Origin of the sequence: Paraburkholderia sp. RL17-373-BIF-A, assembly GCF_046030175.1 — a bacterium.
Lineage (GTDB): Bacteria > Pseudomonadota > Gammaproteobacteria > Burkholderiales > Burkholderiaceae > Paraburkholderia.
This window is the reverse complement of the sequence record NZ_JARESO010000010.1, coordinates 149,002-170,541: the sequence shown is the minus strand read 5'-3', so window position 1 is coordinate 170,541 and position 21,540 is coordinate 149,002. Positions and strand designations below refer to the sequence as shown.

At 63.7% G+C, this 21,540-nt stretch carries 14 protein-coding genes; 5 read left to right on the top strand and 9 right to left on the bottom strand.

What is annotated here, in order from left to right; all coding sequences use genetic code 11:
* Positions 1 to 109: 109 nt before the first annotated feature.
* The 4 genes from P0D80_RS15170 to P0D80_RS15155 form a co-directional block, all read right to left on the bottom strand.
* Positions 110 to 949: an ABC transporter permease gene (locus P0D80_RS15170; RefSeq protein WP_132383585.1), complete on the bottom strand. Its 840-nt coding sequence runs from the start codon at positions 947 to 949 to the stop codon at positions 110 to 112.
* A gap of 15 nt (positions 950 to 964) precedes the next feature.
* The gene (locus P0D80_RS15165; RefSeq protein WP_342960207.1) at positions 965 to 2,242 is read right to left on the bottom strand and encodes an ABC transporter permease; all 1,278 of its coding nucleotides are present in this window, start codon (positions 2,240 to 2,242) and stop codon (positions 965 to 967) included.
* A 117-nt stretch (positions 2,243 to 2,359) separates the two neighbouring features.
* On the bottom strand, positions 2,360 to 3,409 hold the full coding sequence (locus P0D80_RS15160) for an ABC transporter substrate-binding protein (protein ID WP_132383583.1): 1,050 nt from the start codon (positions 3,407 to 3,409) through the stop codon (positions 2,360 to 2,362).
* A 107-nt stretch (positions 3,410 to 3,516) separates the two neighbouring features.
* Positions 3,517 to 4,614 carry an ABC transporter ATP-binding protein gene (locus P0D80_RS15155; protein ID WP_408284932.1) on the bottom strand — a complete coding sequence of 366 codons (1,098 nt, stop codon included), beginning with the start codon at positions 4,612 to 4,614 and terminating at the stop codon, positions 3,517 to 3,519.
* A gap of 129 nt (positions 4,615 to 4,743) precedes the next feature.
* Between P0D80_RS15155 and pdxR the strand changes: the two genes are divergently transcribed.
* Entirely contained in the window at positions 4,744 to 6,291 is a 1,548-nt protein-coding gene (gene pdxR / locus P0D80_RS15150; protein WP_408177673.1) for a MocR-like pyridoxine biosynthesis transcription factor PdxR, read from the top strand.
* A gap of 130 nt (positions 6,292 to 6,421) precedes the next feature.
* On the opposite strand, the gene P0D80_RS15145 is transcribed toward pdxR, so the two are convergent.
* Both P0D80_RS15145 and P0D80_RS15140 read right to left on the bottom strand, forming a co-directional pair.
* Complete coding sequence (locus tag P0D80_RS15145) at positions 6,422 to 10,168, bottom strand: DUF748 domain-containing protein (protein WP_408284929.1); 3,747 nt, start codon at positions 10,166 to 10,168, stop codon at positions 6,422 to 6,424.
* A gap of 228 nt (positions 10,169 to 10,396) precedes the next feature.
* The gene (locus P0D80_RS15140; protein ID WP_408284927.1) at positions 10,397 to 11,815 is read right to left on the bottom strand and encodes a DUF1254 domain-containing protein; all 1,419 of its coding nucleotides are present in this window, start codon (positions 11,813 to 11,815) and stop codon (positions 10,397 to 10,399) included.
* Positions 11,816 to 12,111: 296 nt separating this feature from the next.
* Here P0D80_RS15140 and P0D80_RS15135 point away from each other — a divergent pair, with 296 nt between their 5' ends.
* The 3 genes from P0D80_RS15135 to P0D80_RS15125 all read left to right on the top strand — a co-directional run bounded on the left by P0D80_RS15135 (position 12,112) and on the right by P0D80_RS15125 (position 17,584).
* The gene (locus P0D80_RS15135) at positions 12,112 to 12,762 is read left to right on the top strand and encodes an FMN-binding negative transcriptional regulator (RefSeq protein WP_408284925.1); all 651 of its coding nucleotides are present in this window, start codon (positions 12,112 to 12,114) and stop codon (positions 12,760 to 12,762) included.
* A 127-nt stretch (positions 12,763 to 12,889) separates the two neighbouring features.
* Positions 12,890 to 15,448: a heavy metal translocating P-type ATPase gene (locus P0D80_RS15130; RefSeq protein WP_408284922.1), complete on the top strand. Its 2,559-nt coding sequence runs from the start codon at positions 12,890 to 12,892 to the stop codon at positions 15,446 to 15,448.
* 162 nt (positions 15,449 to 15,610) lie between these two features.
* Entirely contained in the window at positions 15,611 to 17,584 is a 1,974-nt protein-coding gene (locus P0D80_RS15125; protein WP_408284919.1) for a methyl-accepting chemotaxis protein, read from the top strand.
* A gap of 90 nt (positions 17,585 to 17,674) precedes the next feature.
* Here the strand turns inward: P0D80_RS15125 and P0D80_RS15120 are convergent, their stop codons facing one another.
* Entirely contained in the window at positions 17,675 to 18,328 is a 654-nt protein-coding gene (locus P0D80_RS15120) for a glutathione S-transferase family protein (RefSeq protein ID WP_132383569.1), read from the bottom strand.
* Positions 18,329 to 18,547: 219 nt separating this feature from the next.
* Here P0D80_RS15120 and P0D80_RS15115 point away from each other — a divergent pair, with 219 nt between their 5' ends.
* Complete coding sequence (locus P0D80_RS15115) at positions 18,548 to 20,011, top strand: polyhydroxyalkanoate depolymerase (protein WP_408284916.1); 1,464 nt, start codon at positions 18,548 to 18,550, stop codon at positions 20,009 to 20,011.
* Positions 20,012 to 20,088: 77 nt separating this feature from the next.
* Here P0D80_RS15115 and P0D80_RS15110 read toward each other — a convergent pair whose 3' ends face one another.
* Both P0D80_RS15110 and P0D80_RS15105 read right to left on the bottom strand, forming a co-directional pair.
* Complete coding sequence (locus P0D80_RS15110; RefSeq protein ID WP_132383565.1) at positions 20,089 to 20,523, bottom strand: cupin domain-containing protein; 435 nt, start codon at positions 20,521 to 20,523, stop codon at positions 20,089 to 20,091.
* Between the two features lie 176 nt (positions 20,524 to 20,699).
* Positions 20,700 to 21,311 carry a flavin reductase family protein gene (locus P0D80_RS15105; RefSeq protein WP_408259572.1) on the bottom strand — a complete coding sequence of 204 codons (612 nt, stop codon included), beginning with the start codon at positions 21,309 to 21,311 and terminating at the stop codon, positions 20,700 to 20,702.
* Between the last annotated feature and the right edge of the window lie 229 nt (positions 21,312 to 21,540).

The following is a 21,540-nucleotide window of genomic DNA, read 5'->3' as shown; positions in this document are numbered from 1 at the left end:
ACGAGTATGAAGATATGCTGATGCATAGGGAATGGGAGCAATCTTAGATTAGCGTCAGGAAAATGTTAATTGTGATGCGTTTCAAATAAAATCTGTCATCAGCAGATACTCAGACCTTGACTGCCCGCGCTGCATTTCGCCCACGCAGCCACTCGAGCGCCAGTAACAGGCTGGTGGAAAAAATAATCAGAATGGTCGCCAGCGCGGCGATGGTCGGGCTGATATTTTCGCGGATACCGGTGAACATCTGTCGGGGCAACGTAGTCTGATCCGCGCCCGCCAGGAACAGCGTCACGACGACCTCATCGAATGAAGTCGCAAATGCGAACAGCGCGCCCGAAATCACGCCCGGTGCGATTACCGGCAACGTGATACGGAAAAACGTCTTCACCGGATTTGCGCCCAGCGACAAACTCGCCCGCACCAGGTTGTAGTTGAAGCCCTGCAAGGTCGCCGCCACCGTCGTCACGACAAAGGGAACGCCGAGCGACGCATGCGCGAGAATCAGACCGATGTAGGTATTGGCCAACCCAAGCGGTGCAAAGAACAGGTACATGCCGACGCCGACCACCACCACCGGCACGATCATCGGCGAGATCAGGATCGCCATGAGCAGCCCTTTGCCGCGGAAGTTCGCCTTGGTCAGTCCGATTGCCGCCAACGTCCCAAGCACGGTCGCAACCACCGTCGCCGAGGGCGCGACGATAAAGCTGTTCTTGGCCGCCATGCGCCATTCATCGGACGCGATCAGATTCTGATACCAGCGCAACGACCAGCCCGGAATCGGATACACCAGAAATGTGCTCGACGAAAACGACAGCGGCACGATCGCCAGCACCGGCAAGATGAGATACAGGAGCGTGAGCACCGCCAGCGCACGCAACGCGAAATACCACACGCGTTCGACGAAAGACGTATGCGGCGCGAACAAAGGCTTGGCAAGTTTCATCGCAATAGACTCCGTTCAGCCGAGGCTCAGTGACGAACGCGTGAAGCGCCCGTAAATGACGTACAGCACCAGCGTCGCGGCGAGCAGCAAGCCGCCGAGCGCGCACGCCATGCCCCAGTTGATGGTCACGTTGGTGAAGTACGCGACGTAGTAGCTGACCATCTGATCGTTCGGTCCGCCGAGCAAGGCCGGCGTGATGTAGTAGCCGATTGCCAGAATGAACACCAGCAACGCGCCTGCGCCGATGCCCGGATAGGTCTGCGGTACATACACACGCCAGAACGCGGCGAACGGATGGCTACCGAGAGAAATCGCGGCGCGCTGATAGGTCGGCGGGATCGACTTCATCACGCTATAGAGCGGCAGGATCATGAACGGCAGCAGAATGTGCGTCATCGAAATATAGACGCCGGTCCGGTTGAACAGCAGCGCCAGCGGATCGTGCAACAGCCCGCTGCCGACCAGCGCCTTGTTCACCAGCCCTTCGCTTTGCAGAATCACGATCCATGCCGCAACGCGCACGAGGATCGAGGTCCAGAACGGAATCAGCACGAGAATCATCACCAGATTCGCGCGACGTTCGGACAGCGTCGAAATCCAGTAGGCGAGCGGATAGCCGAGTAGCAGCGCGAAGAACGTCACTGCCGCGCCGATCACAAAGGTACGGCTGAACACGGCGAGATAAATCTGTTGATCAGGGTCGGTCGGAATGATGTGGCCGAACGCGTCCTGTTTGTGGTCCAGCGAAGCCAGCAGATAAAACGGCGAATACGCGCCGGAATTTTTCGCGATGGCTTGCCAGTACGCGACGTCGTTCCAGCGTTCGTCAAGCTCGGCGAATTTCGCGTGCATCTGGGCGGGCGTCAGTTGCAAGGGCTTGCTGTTGTCGTCGACAAACGGCATGGCGCGCGCGGATTTGGCGACCAGCGAACGGTAGCCCGGAATCTCCACGTTCAGGCGTCGTGCGAGTGCGCCCATGCCGTCGCTGTCGGCGATCGCGGCGAGGTCGACAGCCAGCGCGGCATACGCGGTATCCGGCGGCGGTGTCTTGCGATCCCACGCGCTCAACGACGCCAGCGTATGCGGCAGCGCGTTGACGACTTCGGGATTTTGCGCGGCGCGCGTGAGCAGCGCGCCGATCGGCACGACAAAAATCAGCAGCAGAAAAATCGCGAGCGGCGCGATCAGCAGCAGGGCCATGGCCCGCTTCCTGGCTTCCGCGGCCTTCAGCTCGCGCTTGAGTCGGCCACTTGATTCAGGCGTCGAATCGGCAGCGATCGTCATCGTAGTCACACCTGTCTCCTGCTTTACCTTGGAAGCGCGCGCACTTGGGTACTGCATGCGCGCGCGTCATTTCACAACTCGAAGGCGCGGCGGCATCGAACCCACCACGCCCTCACACAACACTAACTACTTCGAAGCCCACGACGAAAACCGCTGCTCCAACTCATCGCCATGATCGGTCCAGAACGCCAGGTTTTGCAGCACCGCATTCTTCCCATTAGCCGGCGAGTTCGGCAGATTCGCAAGCGTCTTCGGATCGAGCGCCTTGATAGCCGCCACATTCACCGGACCGTACGCGATGTTGTGCGCATAGTCCTGTTGCGGCTTCGACGAAATCGAATAGGCGATGTACTTCTCGGCCAGCGCCTTGTTCGGCGTGCCCTTCGGAATCGCCCAGTAGTCGAGGTCGTAGATGCTGCCGTTCCACACCACCTTCAGGTTCTTGCCTTCCTTCTGCGCGGCGTCGATCCGGCCGTTATACGCAGTGGACATCACCACGTCGCCCGCGACGAGGAATTGCGGCGGCTGCGCGCCCGCTTCCCACCACTGGATGTTCGGCTTCAGTTCGTCGAGCTTCTTGAACGCGCGGTCCTGGCCTTCCTTGGTGGCGAGCACCTTGTAGACGTCCTTCGGCGGCACGCCGTCGGCCATCAGCGCGAATTCGAGGTTGTAGCGTGCGCCTTTGCGCATTGCGCGCTTACCCGGGAATTTCTTCACGTCCCAGAAATCGGCCCAGCCGGCCGGCGCCGTTTTCAGCTTGTCAGCGTTGTACGCGAGCGCCGTCGACCACACGAAGAAGCCCACACCGCAGGTTTGCGGTGCTTCGGGAATCAGATCCGCCTTCTTGCCGATCTTCGACCAGTCGAGTTTCTCGTACAGCCCTTCATCACAGCCACGGCCGATATCGCCCGATTCGACTTCCACCACGTCCCAGTTCACATGCTTGGCTTCGACCATCGCCTTCACTTTGGCCTGCTCGCCGTTGTATTCGACGGCGGTGACTTTGTTGCTGGTCTCCTTTTCGAACGGCTGGTTGAATGCAACCTTTTGCGCGTCGCCATTCGCGCCGCCGAAATTGACGACCGTCAATTCGGCCGCATTGACTTGCGCGGCGCCCAGCGCGAGCGCCACAGCACCGACAGCGATGGCGCAGCGCGATTTCCCGATCTTGCTCATGGTGTGTTGCTCTCCTTTGGTGGTGTGCTTCATACGTTCAGTGCGACTTTGTTATGTGCTGCTTGACTTGCCCTGCCTGCGTCGAACATCTTGCGCGTTCGACGCGTTCACGCCCCTGCGAAAACCCGCAGATGCTCGGGTGCGAATTCGAGTGCGACCGGTGCGCCGGGCGCGAAGGTGTCGAGCACGCCGGTGCCGAGCGGCACCTTCACGAAGCACTCGTCCTGTTGCGGCAGACCACAACGCATGCGCACGTGGTCGCCGAAATAGATCAGCCCGCGCGCTTCACCGGTGAGCGCATTGGCGCCCGGCCGCGACAAGCCGTTGGCGAGCTTCATGCGCTCGGGCCGGATGCACGCGACCGCCGGCGTACCCGCTTGCGCGCCGCCGATATTGCGGCCGGTGAGGCGCGTGCCGTCAATCAGGTGAAATTCGCAATACTCGCCGTCGACATTCGCGATCGTGCCGCGCAGCTTGTTGCTGTCGCCGATGAAGTTCGCCACGAACTCATTGCACGGCGATTCGTACAGCCGGTCCACGGTATCGAGCTGCTGCACGATGCCTTTATCGAACACGGCGACGCGATCGGACATGGTCAGCGCCTCGCCCTGATCGTGCGTGACGTACACGAACGTGACGCCGAGTTTCTCGTGCAATGATTTAAGTTCGTACTGCATGTGTTCGCGCAACTGTTTGTCCAGCGCGCCGAGCGGCTCGTCCATCAGCACGAGCTTCGGCTCAAACACCAGCGCGCGGGCGAGCGCGATACGCTGCTGCTGGCCACCGGAAAGCTGCGCCGGATAGCGCTTTGCGAAGCTCTCCATGCGCACCATCTTGAGCGCGTTATTCGTGCGATGCGCGCGCTCTTCCGCCGAAATCTTGCGCACGGTAAGCGGATACGCGACGTTCTGCTCGACCGTCAGATGCGGAAACAGCGCGTAGTTCTGAAACACCATGCCGATGTTGCGCTTATGCGGCGGCACGGTATTGAGCAGCGTGCCATCCAGCCAGATTTCGCCGCCGGTGGGAAATTCGAAACCCGCCAGCATCATCAGACAGGTGGTCTTGCCCGAACCGGACGGCCCGAGCAGCGTCAGAAACTCGCCCTGATAGATATCCAGGTCGAGCTGTTTGACGACCAGCGTCTCGCCGTCGTAGGTCTTTCGCACACCTCGAAAGCTGACGATCACGTCTTCGGTTTTCATCGTCCAAGTCTCCTCTGCGGTCCGGCTGGCTCCCGTGCAAAGCAGCGGGATTGCAGCAATTGCGTGGCTCACTATAGACCGTTACGGTTCTACAATATGGAACCATTTCATTATTCCGGATAGAACCACTTGGACACCGTGATTTTGTCGGATTGGCTTGCCGCGCGGCTCGACCGCGCGGCCGCCGAACCGGTCTACCGGCAGACGTTGCGGCTCATGCAGCAGGCTATCCTGACCGGCCAGCTGCCGCCGGGCACCAAGCTGCCCAGCTCGCGCACGCTCGCCGAAGACCTCGGCATTGCGCGCAACACGGTGCTGCACGTCTACGACCAGTTGACCGCCGAAGGCTATGTGATCTCGACCACCGGCAGCGGCACCTACGTCGCCGACACGCGGCCGGACACGGCCGCGGTGAATATGCGCAGGAAGCCGGCCGTGGCGAGCGTCGACAAAGAAGGCAGTACAGCCAGGGAAAGCCCCAAGCCGCCAAAGCGCGACCTCAGCGATCTGTCGACCCGCGGACGCCGTCTGATCGACAAAGCCGGCGTTTCCGCGAAACAGTGGGGCGCGTTCATGCCGGGCGTGCCCGACGTCGCGGAATTTCCGGCGCGCACGTGGAGCCGTCTGCAGGCGCGTTTGTGGAAGGAAGCCAATCCCGATCTGCTCACCTACGCGCCCGGCGGCGGCTACCGGCCATTGCGGCGGGCGTTGTCGGACTACCTGCGTGTGGCGCGCTCGGTGAACTGCACGCCGGACCAGATCATCATCACCACGGGCATTCATCAGTCGATCGATCTGGCGGTGCGTCTGTTGACCGATGTCGGCGACCGCGCGTGGGTGGAAGAACCGTGCTATTGGGGCGCACGCAGCGTGCTGCAGTCATCGGGGATTACCCTCGTGCCGGTGCCGGTGGATGACGAAGGCCTGAATCCGCGCGAACAGGATCTGCAACAGCCGCCGCGGCTCGCGCTCGTCACGCCGTCGCATCAGTATCCGCTCGGCATGGTGATGAGCCTCGCGCGCCGTCGCACACTGCTCGAATACGCGCGCCAGCACAACGTGTGGATCATCGAGGACGACTACGACAGCGAGTTCCGCTACGGCAGCCGTCCGCTCGCGTCGCTGCAAGGACTCGACGACGCCGGCCAGGTGATCTATGTCGGCAGCCTGGGGAAAATGCTGTTTCCGGGCCTGCGGATCGGCTATATGATCGCGCCGGAGCATCTGGTGGATACGTTCCGCACAGGCGTGGCGGAGTTGTATCGCGAAGGTCAGTTGATGCAGCAGGCGGTGATGACCGACTTCATCATGGACGGCCATCTCACCTCGCACGTTCGGCGCATGCGCGCGCTGTACGGCGAACGCCGGCAGATCCTGATCGACGCCATCACCGCGCGTTTCGGCAACGAACTGCCGGTGATGGGCGACGAGGCCGGTCTGCATCTGGTGCTCGGCCTGCCGGATCACGCGAACGATCGCGCGGTGACGGCCGCCGCTTACGACGCCGGCGTAATCGTGCGCCCGCTCGCAAGCTATTACAGCAGCGATACGCCCGCGCGGCGTGGACTGCTGCTCGGATATGCGTGCGTGCCGAACGACAAGATCGGCCCCGCGTTCGACACGCTCGCGCGCGTGATCGAGCAAACCGCGTTGAAGGCGCCGACGCGCGCCGCTTGAGCACACGCCGCCGCGAGCATGCGCGGCCGGCGACGGTGCGCTCAACGTTCAACGTTCTATGTTCAACACAGCGCGCTCAAGAAAAACACCGGATTCTGCCTGACGCACGAAGCGCCAGGCCTCACCACGTTCACTTCAAGCCGAAGTCGACCCGCGTCGTCGCGCCCTTATCCTTGATGCCGTCGGCATTCAGCTTAGGCGCGACGATAAACACGCGGCTGCTGTCGATCTTGCCGTCCAGATACTGCTGCACGCTCTGCGCGCGCTGTTGTGCGAGCTGGCGCAGGCTGGCCTCATCGATCGGGGCGTTGGCGGCGAGCGCGCTCTTCATGTCGTCGTCCGGCAAGCTCTTGGTCAAGCCGACAAAATTGCGCGGCTTCTTGAAGTCCGCCGACTTGTAGGCCTTGCTCAGATACTTGTCGTAGTCCTTCGGGTCGACGGTGACGGTCGACAAGTCGACGCTCTCGCCGTTGCCCACCACGTCCTTGATCTTCTGCTGCTTGACGAGGCGGTCCACATAGCCGGTGCGCAACGCGGGTTCGTCGACGGCCGGATCGACGCGGCCGATCAGGTCCATGCGGATCGACGGTTTATCGGACAGCGCCTTCACGATCGTGTCGAGTTTCTGGGTGTCGGCGTCGGTCAGTTTCGCCGAGCCGGGTTCGAACTCGACATAGCCCAACTCCTCGCCACTGCCGCCGAATGCGTTGGCGATCAGCGAGAACGGCGCGGTCACCGCCTTCTGGAGCAGATTGAGCACGGCATGCCAGATCAGGCCGCCAATACTGAACTCAGGATTCGCAAGCGAGCCCGACACCGGCAGGTTCACGTCGATCTCGCCGCGCGAATTCTTCAGCAGCGAGATCGCGAGACGCACGGGCAGCTTGGTCGCCGTATCGTTGTCGATGTGATCACCGAACGTGAGCTGGTCGATGAAAATATGATTATTCGCGTCCAGTTGATCGTTCGCCAGCTTGTAGTGCAGATCGACGTTCAGCTTGCCCTTGGTGATCGGATACCCGGCATATTTCGACGAATACGGCGTGAGATTGGTCAGTTCGATATCGTGCGCGACCGCTGTCAGATCGAGCGCCGGCTTCGCAATCAGCGGATTGACCGTGCCGCGAATCGACAACGGACCATTGGCCGCCAGTTTCGCGGCGATGTCGACTGGCGCAGCCGTGGTCGATTGCGTGCCGAACGCGCCGACCGTGCCCTGAATGCCGACCAGATTCGCCGTGAAATTCGGTTTGATGAAGTTGTCGGTGTACGTCACGCGGCCCTGTTGCAGCACCAGTTGACCGAAGTGGAGCTTGACCGGGCTTTGCGGCGGCGTAGCCGCCGTCACCGTGGCGGGCGCGGTCGACGAGGCCGGCGCAGGCGCAGCCGCGACTGTCGATGCCGCTTGCGGTGTCAACGGCACGGGCTCGGCGCCGCTCTTGTCGCGCGTCAGCGATTGCGCTGCGCCGCTTTCATGCGCGACGACGTCCTTGAGATTAAGCTTGCCCTGCGCGTCGAGCAGCACGCGTCCATAGAACTTGGTGAACGTGACGCGGCCCGCGTCGACCACCGTGCCGTGCTCGTCGTAGTCCGCCTTAAGGTTGGACAACGCAAGCGAGCCCCATCCCGCGAACGGATCGGAGGTCGCCTTGTCGAGCATACGGACTTCGACGAGCGCCACGTCGCCGTGATAGGTCGCTTTCAGCGACTTCGCCTGATTCAACGCGAGGTCGCCGTTCGCATTGAGCAGCGCGCTCGCGATCACCGCATTCAGCTTGCTGCCGAAGTACGGCTCGAAGGCCGCCGCGTCGAGCCGGTTGGCGTTCACCTTGACGGCCACCTTGAGCGGCGTCGCCGTGACGTCGCCCTTGACGCCGAGTGTGCCCTTCTTGTTCAGCGTCGCCTGCAGATCGACCGGCAGCGGACGGCTCAGGTCGTCGCTGATGTTCTGCACCTTTAGCTGCAGCGGCGTGATGTTCAGCTTCACCGGCTGCGGCGTGGTGTTGTCGATGAAATTGGCGGTGGCGTCTTTCACGGTCAGCTCGCCGATCTTGTAGTGCCATGCGGGCCCTTCCGCCTGCGCCTTCTTGACCGCGTGAATCGCGGTGCGCCGCTGCGCCGCTTCGTGCTGGCCGGCAAGCGCGGCGAGGTTGATGCTGCCGTCTTTCAGACGCTGCGCGTCGACCGCAAGGCCGGTCGTATCGACGCTGGCGATCTCGGCGGTGCGCGCCGCCAGATCCACCTGCTTGAGCTTCACGCTGCCTTGCGCAAGCGAGATCAGCGGATCCTTGCTCTCGCGCGTCCCGACTTTCAGCGATTGCAGGTCCAGTTGCGAATCGGTGACCATCACCGCAACCGGCGACTTCGACCAGTTCGCGCCGACATTGGCGCTGGCCGAAAGCGCGCCGTCCGTGATCTGCGCAACAGTCGCGGTGTCGATATACGGTTGCAGCAGCGGCAGCTTCAACGACTTCAGATCGAGCTTCGCACTGGCCGTTTTCGCGACGAGGCCGAACGCGCCGGCCACGCCGAGCGAGCCGCCGGCATTCTTGAAATCGGTGTTCAGCGTGTAGTGCGCGGGCGCGGTGGCGAGCGTCGAGAAATCGGTCAGCGTCACGGCCAGTTTTTGCAGGCCGACGTCCATGGGGCGTGAGGCGGCGGCGTCGTGAACATTCACGGTGCCGTCATTGAGCAAGAAGCGTTTGATCGACAGATCCAGCGGCGGCGCCGTCTTTTCGGTGGCCTTCGAACCGGACGCCGCAAGCGGCGCGCTCGCGGCCGGTTGCGCCGCAGCCGCTTCAGATGCGGGCGCGGGCGCGAACATCTTCTCGACGCTCACCACGCCGTCTTTGTCACGCGCAAGATTGGCGGTGGGCGCCTCGATGCGGATCTCGTCGAAGTGATAGAGGCTCTTCAACGGCTCGAGCGTGGTGGCGGCCACATGCACCGCGCGCGCCGCGAAGAACGGCGCCTTGCTCTGATCCTGCACGTCCACGTCGTTCATATCGACGGTGCCCGCCACGCGCAACGAAGGCGCGTCGTTGGAGACCACGAAGTTGAGCTTGAGATCGGTGGACAGTTTGCCGGACTGCACGATCACCGGCAGTTTGGTCGGCACGTACGACATGAGGCGCGGCACATCGAGCCCGTCGAAGCGCAACGACACTTCCGACTCGCGCGACGCGGCAAACGGCTTGGTCTTGCCGTCGATGGCAAGCGGACTGCCGTCGATCCTAGCACGCAGCAAAGGCTCGACGAAGATATCGGTTTTCGACGGCAGCGTGGCGATGAACGGAACGCCGAGCTTCCATTGATCGATCACATGCGTCGCGCCGAGGAGTTTGTCGTCGAACGTGATCTGGCCGTTTTCGAGCCTGATGTTCGACACGGAGAACAACGTGGGTTTGCTATCGGGCTTGGCCGGCTGCTTCGCGAATTTCTCGATCAGGTCGGTGAAATTGAAGCGCTGCGCATCGTAGCGAACAATGTGAAAGCGCGGCGAATCGAGCTGCACTTCGTCGATGATCGGCGCCGCGCGAAACAGCGAACTCCACGACGGCTGCACGATGAGCCGCGAGATATCCACGAAGTCGCCCGCGCCGCCGCGCTCGCCGATATGCACACGATCGGCTTCGAGCTTGAGCGTGTACGGATTGAGCGCAATGCGGCCGATGGTGGCAGGGCGGTCGAGTTGTTTGCTGAGCTGTTGTTCGGCAATGTGGCGAATCAGCGGCGGCGCCGCGAAGAAGCCCAGCAGACCAAACAGTACAACGAAGATCAGCAGACCGGTAATGACACGCCGGGTGCGGCGTGACTGCGCGACATCGCGCACGGTCTGCATGGACGAGGCTAGTGATGCTTTATTGAGGCTTGCCATGCTCGGTCTTGGGTAGTGCGGCGGCAAGCCCGCCGCGAAAACGAAAATCCCGCAAGCGGCAGTATAAGTCGTGAATCTTTCGTCGGATATAAATGTAAGGCGTGGCTTACACATTCCTCCGCGCGATAGCGTCGCATGTCCGCCGAGTCGATGCGGCGGACATGCGTTTCGCGATGCGCTAACCGCTCGTCACTGATGCGCGGCTGTCACGTCATGGACACGCAGGTATCACTGACGCACGACGGCCGGCGGTTGCCAACTGCCGTCGGTGGCTTGCGGCTTGGGCGCATACAGACGCAACACGAGTTGCAGATCGGCACGCGGCGCCGGCAGCCAGTTGCCGCTCTTGCCGCGAGCGGACGACACCGTCACGTCGAGCGAGCCGTCGTGATTGCGGCGCGCGCCGTTGCGGTCGCCGACCGCCAGACGCGCCGGCGCGCTTTCGCCGAGCGCACCATCCTTCGTGTAGGCGGTGATCGACCAGAAGCCGCGCACCGGCGGCAACTGATTCGGCGCGAAGTGGATCACGTAACGGTTTGCGCCGTTGAGCACATGACCGTCGCTGTCCTGGGTGGCGACCGCACGAACTTCGTCGTCTTTCGTGCCGATGCCGGGTTGCGCGTAAGCGGCATAGGCGCGCATCGCGTAGTCGGGACCGTAGTTGCCCACGCCGTCGCCGAACCAGCTCCAGCCGTTGCCGCTCAGCAGGTTGGACGGCGGCGTGACGACGCGTTCATGACCGTCGGCGAGACCGGCCGCGATGGCCTCCGGCGCGTTCGGCAGCTTGACCGGCTCGCCGGGCGTCACACCGAGGTCCGAGAGAAATTTGAGCGCGTGCGGATCGGCCGGCGTCGGCGGATTGTCAGGCAAAGCCTGCGCGAGTCGCGTGAAGAAGCCGTTCGCGTCGAGCGCGGCGACTTGCGCGGCCGGCGTGCCGGACGCGGCCGCTGCGGCGTCGGCGGCATTGCTGCGCGGCGGTGTGATCGAGGCGGAGCGGCCGTCGCCCGCGTAGATGCTCAGCGGAGCGACGCGAATCGCGCGCTGCAGCTTACGAACCGCCGTCAGATCGCGTGTGCCGTTCGACTGGATACGCACGCTCACCCATGCATTGCGGGTCGGCACGTCGACGCGCGTCACACCTTTGGGCAAGTCCCCTTGCCAGCCCGGACCGACAAAGGCGATCACCTGCGCCTTGATGCCCGCCGCACGCGTGGCGAACTGCGAACTGGTGGACCACACCACATTGGTCCACATGTCGAGCACGCGGGCGTCGACATAGCGGCCGTGCGAGTCTGGCAGCGAAACGATCACCGGTTCGCTGCCGACGTCCAGCCAGCCGGTCGAATCGAATGTATCGAGACTCGGCTGCATCGGATTGGACGCGCCGATCGGCGGTAATGCCTGCGCGTGGCGCAGCGTATTGAGCGGCGCCTGGCCCGGATCGGTACCGACCGCCGCGTCGCGCGCGACGCCCATCAGCACCAGCGGGTAGCCGAATACGTACGAGTCGGCGACTTCGTCCTTGATCCAGCCGGTGGATTTTTGTGTCGCAGTGGGGGTCGACGCGCAACCGGCCAGAAATGCGAGGCCTGCGAACGATGCGCAGGTCCAGTGAATCGAAAACAAATCTCGGCGATTTTTTATCATTCGTTCAGGTGGCGGAACGGGTGGTCCTAAGGGAGACGCCGGCGTGCGGCGAACCCTGTTTGCGCGGCCTCCCAAAGCCCAACGCAGCCAGTCCGCGGTTCGCGATGCCGACAACATCGGGTTGTATCGTATCCTTGATTACCAGGCAAGCGCAAAGGCAGGAATAGCGCGGGTTCGCGCGCGCACGCCGTCCTTTTGCGGTACGGTTGACGTTTTTTGTTACATCCGCCCCGGCGCCCCACGCCTTGGGCGACCTTTCATCGCTGCTCTTTCGCCCCTCGTATCCGGAGCGCTTTATGTATATGCCCGCCCATTTCGAAGAGAATCGCCCAGAGGTTCTCCATCGCCTGATCGCCGAGCAGCCTTTCGGCGCGCTGATCACCAACGGACCGAACGGGCTCGACGCGAACCATGTGCCGTTCGAGTTCGAAGCCCCGTCCGCGGCCAGTGAAACGCACGGCATCCTGCGCGCTCACGTCGCCCGCGCGAACCCGGTGTGGCAGGAAGCGGCCGCGAACCCGGATGCGCTCGTGATCTTCCAGGGTCCGGCCGCCTACATCTCGCCGAACTGGTATCCGAGCAAGCACGAGGCGCATCGGCAGGTGCCGACTTACAACTATATGGTGGTGCACGCTCATGGCCGGATCGTCGTGCGCGACGAGGAGTCGTTCGTGCGCGGCCTGGTCGCGCGTCTGACGCGCAAGATGGAAGCCGGCGAACCGGTGCCGTGGAAGATGGGCGACGCGCCCGCCGACTTCATCTCCCAGATGCTCGGCGCGATCGTCGGCATCGAGATCGAGGTGACGCGGCTGGTCGGCAAGTGGAAACTCGGCCAGAACAAGGCGGCGGAGGACCGGCGCGGCGCGGCCGAAACCCTGCTGACACGCTCGAGCGACGAACAGCAGGCCGTCGGCCAGGCCATGCTGGACGCGCCGCCGGCCTTCTGAGCGGGCGTTTCGGCGAAGTATCGGCGTCCTGAAGCGCGCCCTGCAATTCGCCCTTGACCTTCCCATCATGGGAAGGTCAATACTGGGTTCATGATGCGGCCCGATGCCGCCACGAGCCTTGCCTACCATGACAGAACTTGCCAACCCGCAGCGCCCCGCGGACGCTGCCGCCCCTTCCGCCCGGACCGCCGAACTCGACATCGGCGGAATGACTTGCGCCTCGTGCGCGCTGCGCGTCGAGAAAGCGCTCGCCAAAGTGCCGGGCGTCACGCGTGCGTCGGTGAATCTCGCCACGGAGCGAGCGCGCATCGAAAGCGACGCCACTGTCGATCCCGACACGCTCGCCAACGCCGTGCGCAAGGCGGGCTACGACGCCACGCTGTTCGCCGCCACGGAGACCGCGCCACTCGTTGCGCAGCAGCCGACGGAACTGGCGATCGGCGGGATGACTTGCGCCTCGTGCGCGATGCGCGTCGAAAAGGCGTTGGCGAAAGTGCCGGGCGTGGTCGGCGCGTCGGTGAATCTGGCGACCGAAACCGCAACCGTCAATCTGGACGGCATGACTGCCGCGCCGGACGCGCTGATCGCCGCCGTCAAGAAAGCGGGCTACGAAGCGACGTTGATCGTGCCGCCGGAAGAAACGGCAGCGGCCGATCAAGCCGACCACGCCTTACCCGCCGACCGCAAGCGCGACCAGACCCGCCGCGAACTGGCAGCCGTGCTCGCCTCCGCCGTGCTGACGCTGCCGCTTGTCGCGCCGATGGTCGGCGAATGGTTCGGCCTGCACGCGATGCTCTCGCCATGGCTGCAACTCGCGCTCGCCTCGATCGTGCAGTTCGTGTTCGGCGCGCGCTTCTATCGCGCGGCCTATCGTGCCGTGCGGGCCGGCGCGGGCAACATGGACTTGCTGGTGGCGCTCGGCACGTCGGCGGCGTATGGCATCAGCGTCTACGAACTGGCGACCCATCCGGGCGACATGATGCATCTGTATTTCGAGGCGTCGGCGGTCGTGATCACGCTGGTGCGCTTCGGCAAGTGGCTCGAAGCGCGCGCCAAGCGCCAGACCACGGACGCCATCCGCGCCCTCAATGCGCTGCGTCCCGACCGGGCGCGCATTCGCGTCGGCGGCGACGAGCGCGACGTGCCGCTCGCGCAAGTGCGCGTCGGCACGGTGGTGATCGTGCGTCCCGGCGAACGCGTCCCGGTCGATGGCGCGGTGCTCGAAGGCCGTACGCATATCGACGAATCGCTGATCACCGGCGAAAGCCTGCCGGTGCCGAAGCAGGTGGCCGACGCGGTCACGGCCGGCTCGATCAACGGCGAAGGCGCGATTGCCGTGACGACGACCGCGATCGGCGCGGAAACGACGCTCGCGCGAATCATCCGGCTCGTGGAAAGCGCGCAGGCCGAGAAGGCGCCAATCCAGCGCCTCGTCGACCGAGTCAGCGAAATCTTCGTGCCGGCGATTCTGGCGATTGCCGCGCTCACGCTAGTGGGCTGGTTGATCGCCGGCGCTGGCGGCGAAGCCGCGATTCTGAACGCGGTCGCCGTGCTGGTGATCGCGTGCCCGTGCGCGCTTGGCCTCGCCACGCCGGCAGCCATCATGGCCGGCACCGGCGTCGCGGCGCGGCACGGCGTGCTGATCAAAGACGCCGAAGCACTGGAAACCGCGCATCGCGTGACGATCGTCGCGTTCGACAAGACCGGCACGCTGACGCTCGGCCAGCCTTCGGTGACGGCGTTCGAGCCGATCGGCGGCATCGGCCGCGACGAGGCGCTGGCGCTGGCCGCGGCGGTGCAGCGCCATAGCGATCACCCGCTGGCGCGCGCGGTGGTCAAGGCGTATGAAGCGGCGCAGACGAATGGTAGCGACGCGGACGCATCCGTTCAGACTCTCGCCCGCCAGGCGAGCGCCGCGCGCGCGGTCGCAGGCCGCGGCGTCGAAGCGGAAGTCGACGGACGCACCCTCGCGCTGGGCAGCACACGCTGGCTCAACGAACTCGGCATCGACTTGCCGGCAGTGCTCACTGCACGCGCTCACGAACTCGAAGCCGCGGGCAACACCGTTTCGTGGCTCATGCAGCGCAATCCGCAAGCGCCCGCGGCACTCGCCTTGATCGCTTTCGGCGACACCGTCAAACCGACGGCACGTGCCGCCGTCGAGCGGCTGGCGCAAATGGGCATCAAGAGCGTGCTCGTCACCGGCGACAACCGCGGCAGCGCGGCGAGCGTGGCCAAGGCGCTCGGCATCGACGAATTCCACGCGGAAGTTCTGCCCGACGACAAGGCCCGCGTGATTCGCGACCTGAAGATCCGCAGCGCTGGCATCGTGGCGATGGCAGGCGACGGCATCAACGACGCGCCCGCACTCGCCGCCGCCGACATCGGCATCGCGATGGCGACCGGCACCGATGTGGCCATGCATGCGGCCGGCATCACGCTGATGCGCGGCGATCCGGCGCTCGTGGCCGACGCCATCGACATCTCGCGCAAGACGTGGCGCAAGATCCAGCAGAACCTGTTCTGGGCGTTCGTCTACAACCTGATCGGGATTCCGCTGGCCGCCTTCGGCTTGCTGAACCCGATGCTCGCCGGTGCGGCGATGGCGTTTTCGAGCGTGAGCGTCGTGACCAACGCGCTGCTGCTGCGCACTTGGCGTGGCGCGCAGCGCAGTTCGGCGGACTGAGCGCGGTATGGGACCTAAGCGCCGCTGGCGGCACGACCAATTACGAAGCGCTTTCAAAATTCTAAAGAAAGCGGACACCGCAGCCGTAAACAAGGCATCGATGCCGGGCATGCCTACGCATGGCTCGCGCCTCGCCTGTCCTCCTCTACTCTGCAAACGTCCATGGAATTTCTCTCTTTGCGCCGCGCCAGCGTCGGCGCGCGGCTCGCCGTACTTTCGTGCGTGCTGGTGGCGTTGATTTTCGCCGCGTTCACGTGGGCGCTCACCCGCACCGCCGGCAAGCAGATCAGCGATCAGGTGCTCGAACGCATCGCCGATAAAGACCGATCGATCGCCGCGATGATCAAGCTGTTCGACAAAGCCTTGTCGAACGAGGTCGATCGCTCGATGTCGCTGTTCGCGAGCTTCCTGCCCACCGGCTACACGCTCGACGAGACCCAGAAGGTCGACATCGGCGGCGTCGCCACGCCGACCATCAAGGCGGGCGACAAAGTCCTGAACATGGACTTTTCCATCCCCGATCTGTTTCTCGAACGCAGCGGCGCGGTGGCCACCATCTTCGCGCGCAGCGGCGATGATTTCGTGCGCGTCACGACATCGCTTAAGAAACAGGACGGCTCGCGCGCCATCGGCACGCTGCTCGACCGCAAGGCGCCGGCCTACGCGCTGCTGCTCGCGAACAAGCCTTACACGGGACTCGCCGCGCTCTTCGGCAAACGTTTGATCACGCAATACCGGCCGATCACGGACGCAAGCGGCCGCGTGATCGGCGCGCTGTTCGTCGGCGTGAACGTGGACAAGGAAATTCAGTCGGTCCAGGACGGCATTCGCAGCCTGAAGATCGGCGACAGCGGTTATTACTTCGTCGTCAACGCGTCGAGCGGCGCGGATCGCGGCAAGCTGATCGTGCATCCGGCCGCCGCCGGCCAGAATGCCGACAACGCGAACGCGCCGTATCAGCAGATGCTCGACATGAAGGAAGGCCGGCTCGAATACAGCTCGGCCGATGCAACGCTCGGCGAACGCGGCTCGCGCGACAAGATCGTGTCGTTCGTTACCGTGCCGGAATGGCAGTGGCTAGTGGGCGGCGTCGCGCCGCGCGACGAAGTGATGGCCGACGTCATCACCACGCGCAATGAATTCCTGCTGCTCGGCCTGGTGCTCGTCGGCGTGTTCGCAGCCGTGTTTCTCTTTGCGGTGCGACGCCTCGTAAGCCGCCCGCTCGACGAAGCGGCCAAGGCATCCGAACGTTTCGCCTCGGGCGATCTGAGCGTGCGCGTGGCGAAGGGCGCGAACGCGCGCGCCGATGAAATCGGCCGCCTGATGCAGTCGATCGACGGCATCGGCGAAGGTCTCGCGCGCATCGTTTCGCAAGTGCGCAATGCATCGACGGATATGTCGCACGGCACCGAAAAGATCGCCACCGGCAGCGGCAATATCGCCGCGCGGATCGCCACGCAGGCGAGCAGCCTCGAGGAAACGGCGGCCAGCATGGAAGAGATCACCTCGACCGTGCAGCAGAACGCCGACCACGCCGCGCAAGCCAACACGCTCGTCACGCGCGCCGCCGACGCCGCGCTCGAAGGCGGTCGCGCCGTCGAACGCGTGGTGTCGACGATGGGCGAGATCAGCCGCTCGTCGCAGAAGATCGCCGAGATCACGAGCGTGATCGAAGGCATCGCATTCCAGACCAATATCCTCGCGCTGAACGCAGCGGTGGAAGCGGCACGCGCCGGCGAGCACGGCAAGGGCTTCGCGGTCGTGGCTTCGGAAGTGCGCGCGCTGGCGCAGCGCAGCGCGGCTTCGGTGAAGGAGATCGAGAGTCTGATCGCGACGTCCACGGCGACCGTGCAAAGCGGTTTCCAGATCGCCGAAGAAGCCAGCTCGACGATGCAGGGCATCGTTCAACAGGTCGGCCAGGTGCGCGCGATCATGGGCGAGATCAGCGTCGCGTCGCGCGAGCAATCGGGCGGCATCGAGCAGGTGAATCTCGCCGTCACGCAGATCGGCGAAGCCACACAGCAGAACGCGACCATTGTCGGCGAGGCCGAACTCGCGGCGGCCGAGTTGCGCGATCAGGCCGCGCGTCTCGCACAAGTGGTCAGCGTGTTCAAACTGGAAAGCGGACGCGATTGAGGCGCAGTCGGAGCCGGCGCGGCGCGCTGCAGTGTTGCTTATCGCGCCGAACGCCGCCCACTGTTGCGACAGCGGCGCCGCCCGGCTTCTTCAGAACTCGACGTCCAGCTCGTCGATCTCTTCCACTTCCTGTTGCGCGTCGGCGATCCACTCCTGCATCTCGGGCAGCGCCATGATCCGCTGTCCGTACTCGACGATCTCCGGATCGAGTTTGACGTCGTAGGTCACGAAACGCGTCACCACAGGCGCGTACATCGCGTCCGCCGCGGTGCGCTCGCCGAACAGAAACGGCCCGCCGTACTGCTTCAGACATTCGCTCCAGATCGTCACGATGCGGTCGATATCCGACTGCGCCCGCGCCCACACCTTGAAGCCCGGAAAGTGCGCTTTGAGGTTCATCGGCAGAGCCGAGCGCAGCGAACCGAAACCCGAGTGCATCTCGCCGCAGATCGAGCGGCAATGCGCGCGGGCGCGAATATCGTCGGGCAACAGCTTCGCGTCCGGCTTCAGTTCGTTCAGATATTCCGCAATCGCCAGCGTGTCCCAGACCTTGATGCCGTCATGAACGAGGCACGGCACCAGGATGGACGGCGACAGCAGCAGGAGTTCAGCGCGTGCCGCGGGGTCGTCGATCGGCATCACGATCTCTTCGAAAGGCAAGCCGCTGAACTTGGCCAGCAGCCAGCCGCGCAACGACCATGACGAATAATTCTTGCTGCTGATGGTGAGCGTGGTATTCGCCATACGATTCTCCTCCAGATGAGGCGTTCGGTCGACGCCTGACGCCATGCGTGCACGTTGCCGTGCGCGCGCGCACCAAAGCGCGGCAAATTCGGCCCGTTGCCCCGACTCGCGCAAATGCTATGCCAACGTGGGGGCACGGCTGCACCCGTGCGTGTGCATGCATGGCACATGACTTGCCTTTATTTGGGTTCCTTCCTTTTCAGCATTCGTGCGAAGGTTATGAACCTGTTCGCATATCCTACATACCAGGCTTTCGCCGACATCATGCTGCCGATGCGGCACGGCGCTTCGCTGGTGAATCATTCTCTCGACGCGTGGCCTGCGTTCGGCGAGACGTCGCACGGACGCTCGATCCGCGCGGCCTGCGAGCTGTTGACGCTGGCCGGACTCACGCCCGTGCGGCCGCCGTTCGAGATCGACAGCGTGATATGCGAAGGCAAATCCGTGCCGGTCGTCGAGGAAGTCGCCGCGCACACGCCGTTCTGTTCGCTGTTGCATTTCCGTAAGGAGACCCAGCCGTCGGCGCCGCAGCCCCGTGTGCTGGTGATCGCGCCGATGTCCGGCCACTTCGCCACCCTGCTGCGCGGCACCGTGCGCACCATGCTGGCCGAACACGACGTCTACATCACCGACTGGCACAACCCGCGCGACGTGCCGTTGAGCCAGGGCCGCTTCGGCTTCGACGAATTCGTGCAGCATGTGATCGACTTCACCGAAACGATCGGACCCGGCGCGCATCTGCTTGCCGTGTGTCAGCCGACCGTCGCCGCGCTGGCCGCGGTCGCGCTCATGGCCGCCGACGATCATCCCGCGCAACCAGCCAGCATGACGCTGATGGCCGGTCCGCTCGATACCCGCATCAACCCGACTCGCGTCAACGAACTCGCCAAAAGCAAACCGATCGAGTGGTTCGAACAGAATCTGATCAGCGCGGTGCCGTTCGGTTTTGCGGGCGCGCATCGGCGCGTGTATCCAGGTTTCGTGCAATTGACCGCGTTCATGGCGATGAATCTCAACCGGCATCTCGACTCGTTCGAGACGATGCATTACGAGCGCGCCAAAGGCGATCCGGCGAAGGCCGACACGATTCACACCTTCTATGAAGAATACTTCGCGACGATGGACCTGACGGCCGATTTCTATCTGGAAACCGTCGATACGGTGTTTCAGCGGCATGCACTGCCGTTGCATGCGCTCGAAGTGCGAGGGCGTCTCGTCGAACCGTCGAAGATTCGCCGCACGGCGTTGCTCACCGTGGAAGGCGAGAAGGACGATATCTGCGCCGTCGGGCAGACACTCGCCGCGCAGGACATGTGCGACAAGTTGCGGCCCTATTTGAAAACCCATCACGTGCAGACCGGCGTGGGACATTACGGCGTGTTCAATGGACACCGCTGGGAGCGGCACATTTATCCGCGCGTGCGCGCCGTGATCTACGACAACGAACCGCGTGCGGTGCTGGTGAGTTCGCGCGCGCGCACGATCCAGCCGGTGCCTGCTGCGGCGGCTGCAGAAGTCACTCCGGCGGCGCCGGCGGCGACGGCGGTGGTCGATGTGGATGGGGATGCGGCGACGTCGGTCGGGTCGAATGGATCGAGCGCCACGTCGAGCGCGGGTTCAACGGCTGCCATCAAGCCGCAGGCGCCGCGTGCTCCGCGCAGGCGGCCGCCAGCGACGCAATGAGTTGTTGTTGGCGGCGGCTTGCTTGATTGCGTAGTCCTCACGCGACACAAGCAAACAGGCGGCCGCTGTTGGCTTCGCTACGCCGCGACGCTCTTCCAAGGCGTCACTGCGGGCACCTCGCACGGCCCTTCGACTTCGATCGATTTGAAATCGGCCGGCGAGACGATTTCGATGTACTCCATATCCTCCGAGTAGTCGAACAGATAGTGGACGATGCCCGGCGCCTGATGCACGCAATCGCCGGCGGCAACGAGCGTCTCCTTGTCGCCGTACATGAAGCGCGCCCAGCCCTTCAACATGATCACAATGTGGAAATCGGCCTCATGACGGTGCCAGCCGGTGCCTTGCTCTGGTGCGTGATTCGCCTTGACGAGTTGCGCGAGCACCTTGCCGCCGGTCGCCTGCGCGATGCCTAAATCGCGGTAGAGAAAAAAGTCGCGCAAGCCCTGATCCTCATAGGACGTGTCTTGCGGACGGACATGACTGAATTGCGTGGCGAATTCGGTGGACATGATCGCGCTCCTCGCGAGTGAGCCGGCATTGAAAACGACGCAGTGGAGCGTCGGTTGCAAGCATCAAGCGGGCCAGTGCGCGGACTCTGCTTTTTTTGCTTTTGCGCGCTTCCGAGGCAATGCCGTGGACGTCGCGCCGCCTTACGCGGCGCGACGTGTTCTCAAGCGCGGTGACGTTATGCGGTCGGGCGGAACATCTGGAACATGTCGCCGATTTCCGCGTAGTCGGCGCGGTAGCCGGCGCGCATGATCGGCTGCGCTGCGTGGGTGTCGAACAGGCCGTCTTTCAGATACGCCTCGTTGATATGCACGCCGACCACCTGCCCGAGCGACAGGTAGTTGTCCATCGGCTTGCCGTCGAGCGTATGCAGACGCACCACTTGCAGCAGCTTGCATTCGAGCGCCGCCGGCGATTCGGCGACGTGCGGCACGGCCACGTTGCGGCCCGGCGCGGGCGTGAGGCCCGCGAGTTCAAATTCGTCGACGTGCGGCGCGACTGGCGCCGATGAGCGGTTCATCTGCTCAGCGAGTGGCTTGGTGGCGAGATTCCAGACGAATTCGCCGGTGGCTTCGATGTTGGCGACGCTGTCTTTGCGGCCTTCGCTGGAGAAGCCGATGATCGCCGGAAAGGTCGCGAATGCGCCGAAGAAACTATAGGGCGCGAGGTTCAATGTGCCTTCGGCGTCGCGCGAGGAAATCCAGCCGATCAGACGCGGGGCGACGATGGCTTTGAACGGATCGTGCGGGAGGCCATGACCGGTGGCGGGGTCGTAGAAGTAGTGGGGCATGGAGGTTTAGGGGCTTTGCGAATGGGGCGAGACGGCATTTATACCGCAGAGTGGCGCGGGCCGCTGGCGTGCATCGACAGCGGCATCCGAAACGCCAGGTGTGCGTGATTTTGATGTTTGCCGTGCATTTCCTATGTCGATGCAGTGTGGAAAAACCTGCAACGACGGAGTAATGACATGAGCTTTTCCAGACTCCGCCGTGTCGAGATCGAGACGTGCCTGACATCGT

What these genes read in the sequence shown, in the direction of transcription:
- P0D80_RS15170 (WP_132383585.1), bottom strand. Translation starts at nt 949, where the DNA reads ATGAAACTTGCCAAGCCTTTGTTCGCGCCGCATACGTCTTTCGTCGAA.
- P0D80_RS15160 (WP_132383583.1), bottom strand. Translation starts at nt 3,409, where the DNA reads ATGAGCAAGATCGGGAAATCGCGCTGCGCCATCGCTGTCGGTGCTGTG.
- P0D80_RS15155 (WP_408284932.1), bottom strand. Translation starts at nt 4,614, where the DNA reads ATGAAAACCGAAGACGTGATCGTCAGCTTTCGAGGTGTGCGAAAGACC.
- P0D80_RS15145 (WP_408284929.1), bottom strand. Translation starts at nt 10,168, where the DNA reads ATGGCAAGCCTCAATAAAGCATCACTAGCCTCGTCCATGCAGACCGTG.
- P0D80_RS15140 (WP_408284927.1), bottom strand. Translation starts at nt 11,815, where the DNA reads ATGATAAAAAATCGCCGAGATTTGTTTTCGATTCACTGGACCTGCGCA.
- P0D80_RS15135 (WP_408284925.1), top strand. Translation starts at nt 12,112, where the DNA reads ATGTATATGCCCGCCCATTTCGAAGAGAATCGCCCAGAGGTTCTCCAT.
- P0D80_RS15130 (WP_408284922.1), top strand. Translation starts at nt 12,890, where the DNA reads ATGACAGAACTTGCCAACCCGCAGCGCCCCGCGGACGCTGCCGCCCCT.
- P0D80_RS15125 (WP_408284919.1), top strand. Translation starts at nt 15,611, where the DNA reads ATGGAATTTCTCTCTTTGCGCCGCGCCAGCGTCGGCGCGCGGCTCGCC.
- P0D80_RS15120 (WP_132383569.1), bottom strand. Translation starts at nt 18,328, where the DNA reads ATGGCGAATACCACGCTCACCATCAGCAGCAAGAATTATTCGTCATGG.
- P0D80_RS15115 (WP_408284916.1), top strand. Translation starts at nt 18,548, where the DNA reads ATGAACCTGTTCGCATATCCTACATACCAGGCTTTCGCCGACATCATG.
- P0D80_RS15110 (WP_132383565.1), bottom strand. Translation starts at nt 20,523, where the DNA reads ATGTCCACCGAATTCGCCACGCAATTCAGTCATGTCCGTCCGCAAGAC.
- P0D80_RS15105 (WP_408259572.1), bottom strand. Translation starts at nt 21,311, where the DNA reads ATGCCCCACTACTTCTACGACCCCGCCACCGGTCATGGCCTCCCGCAC.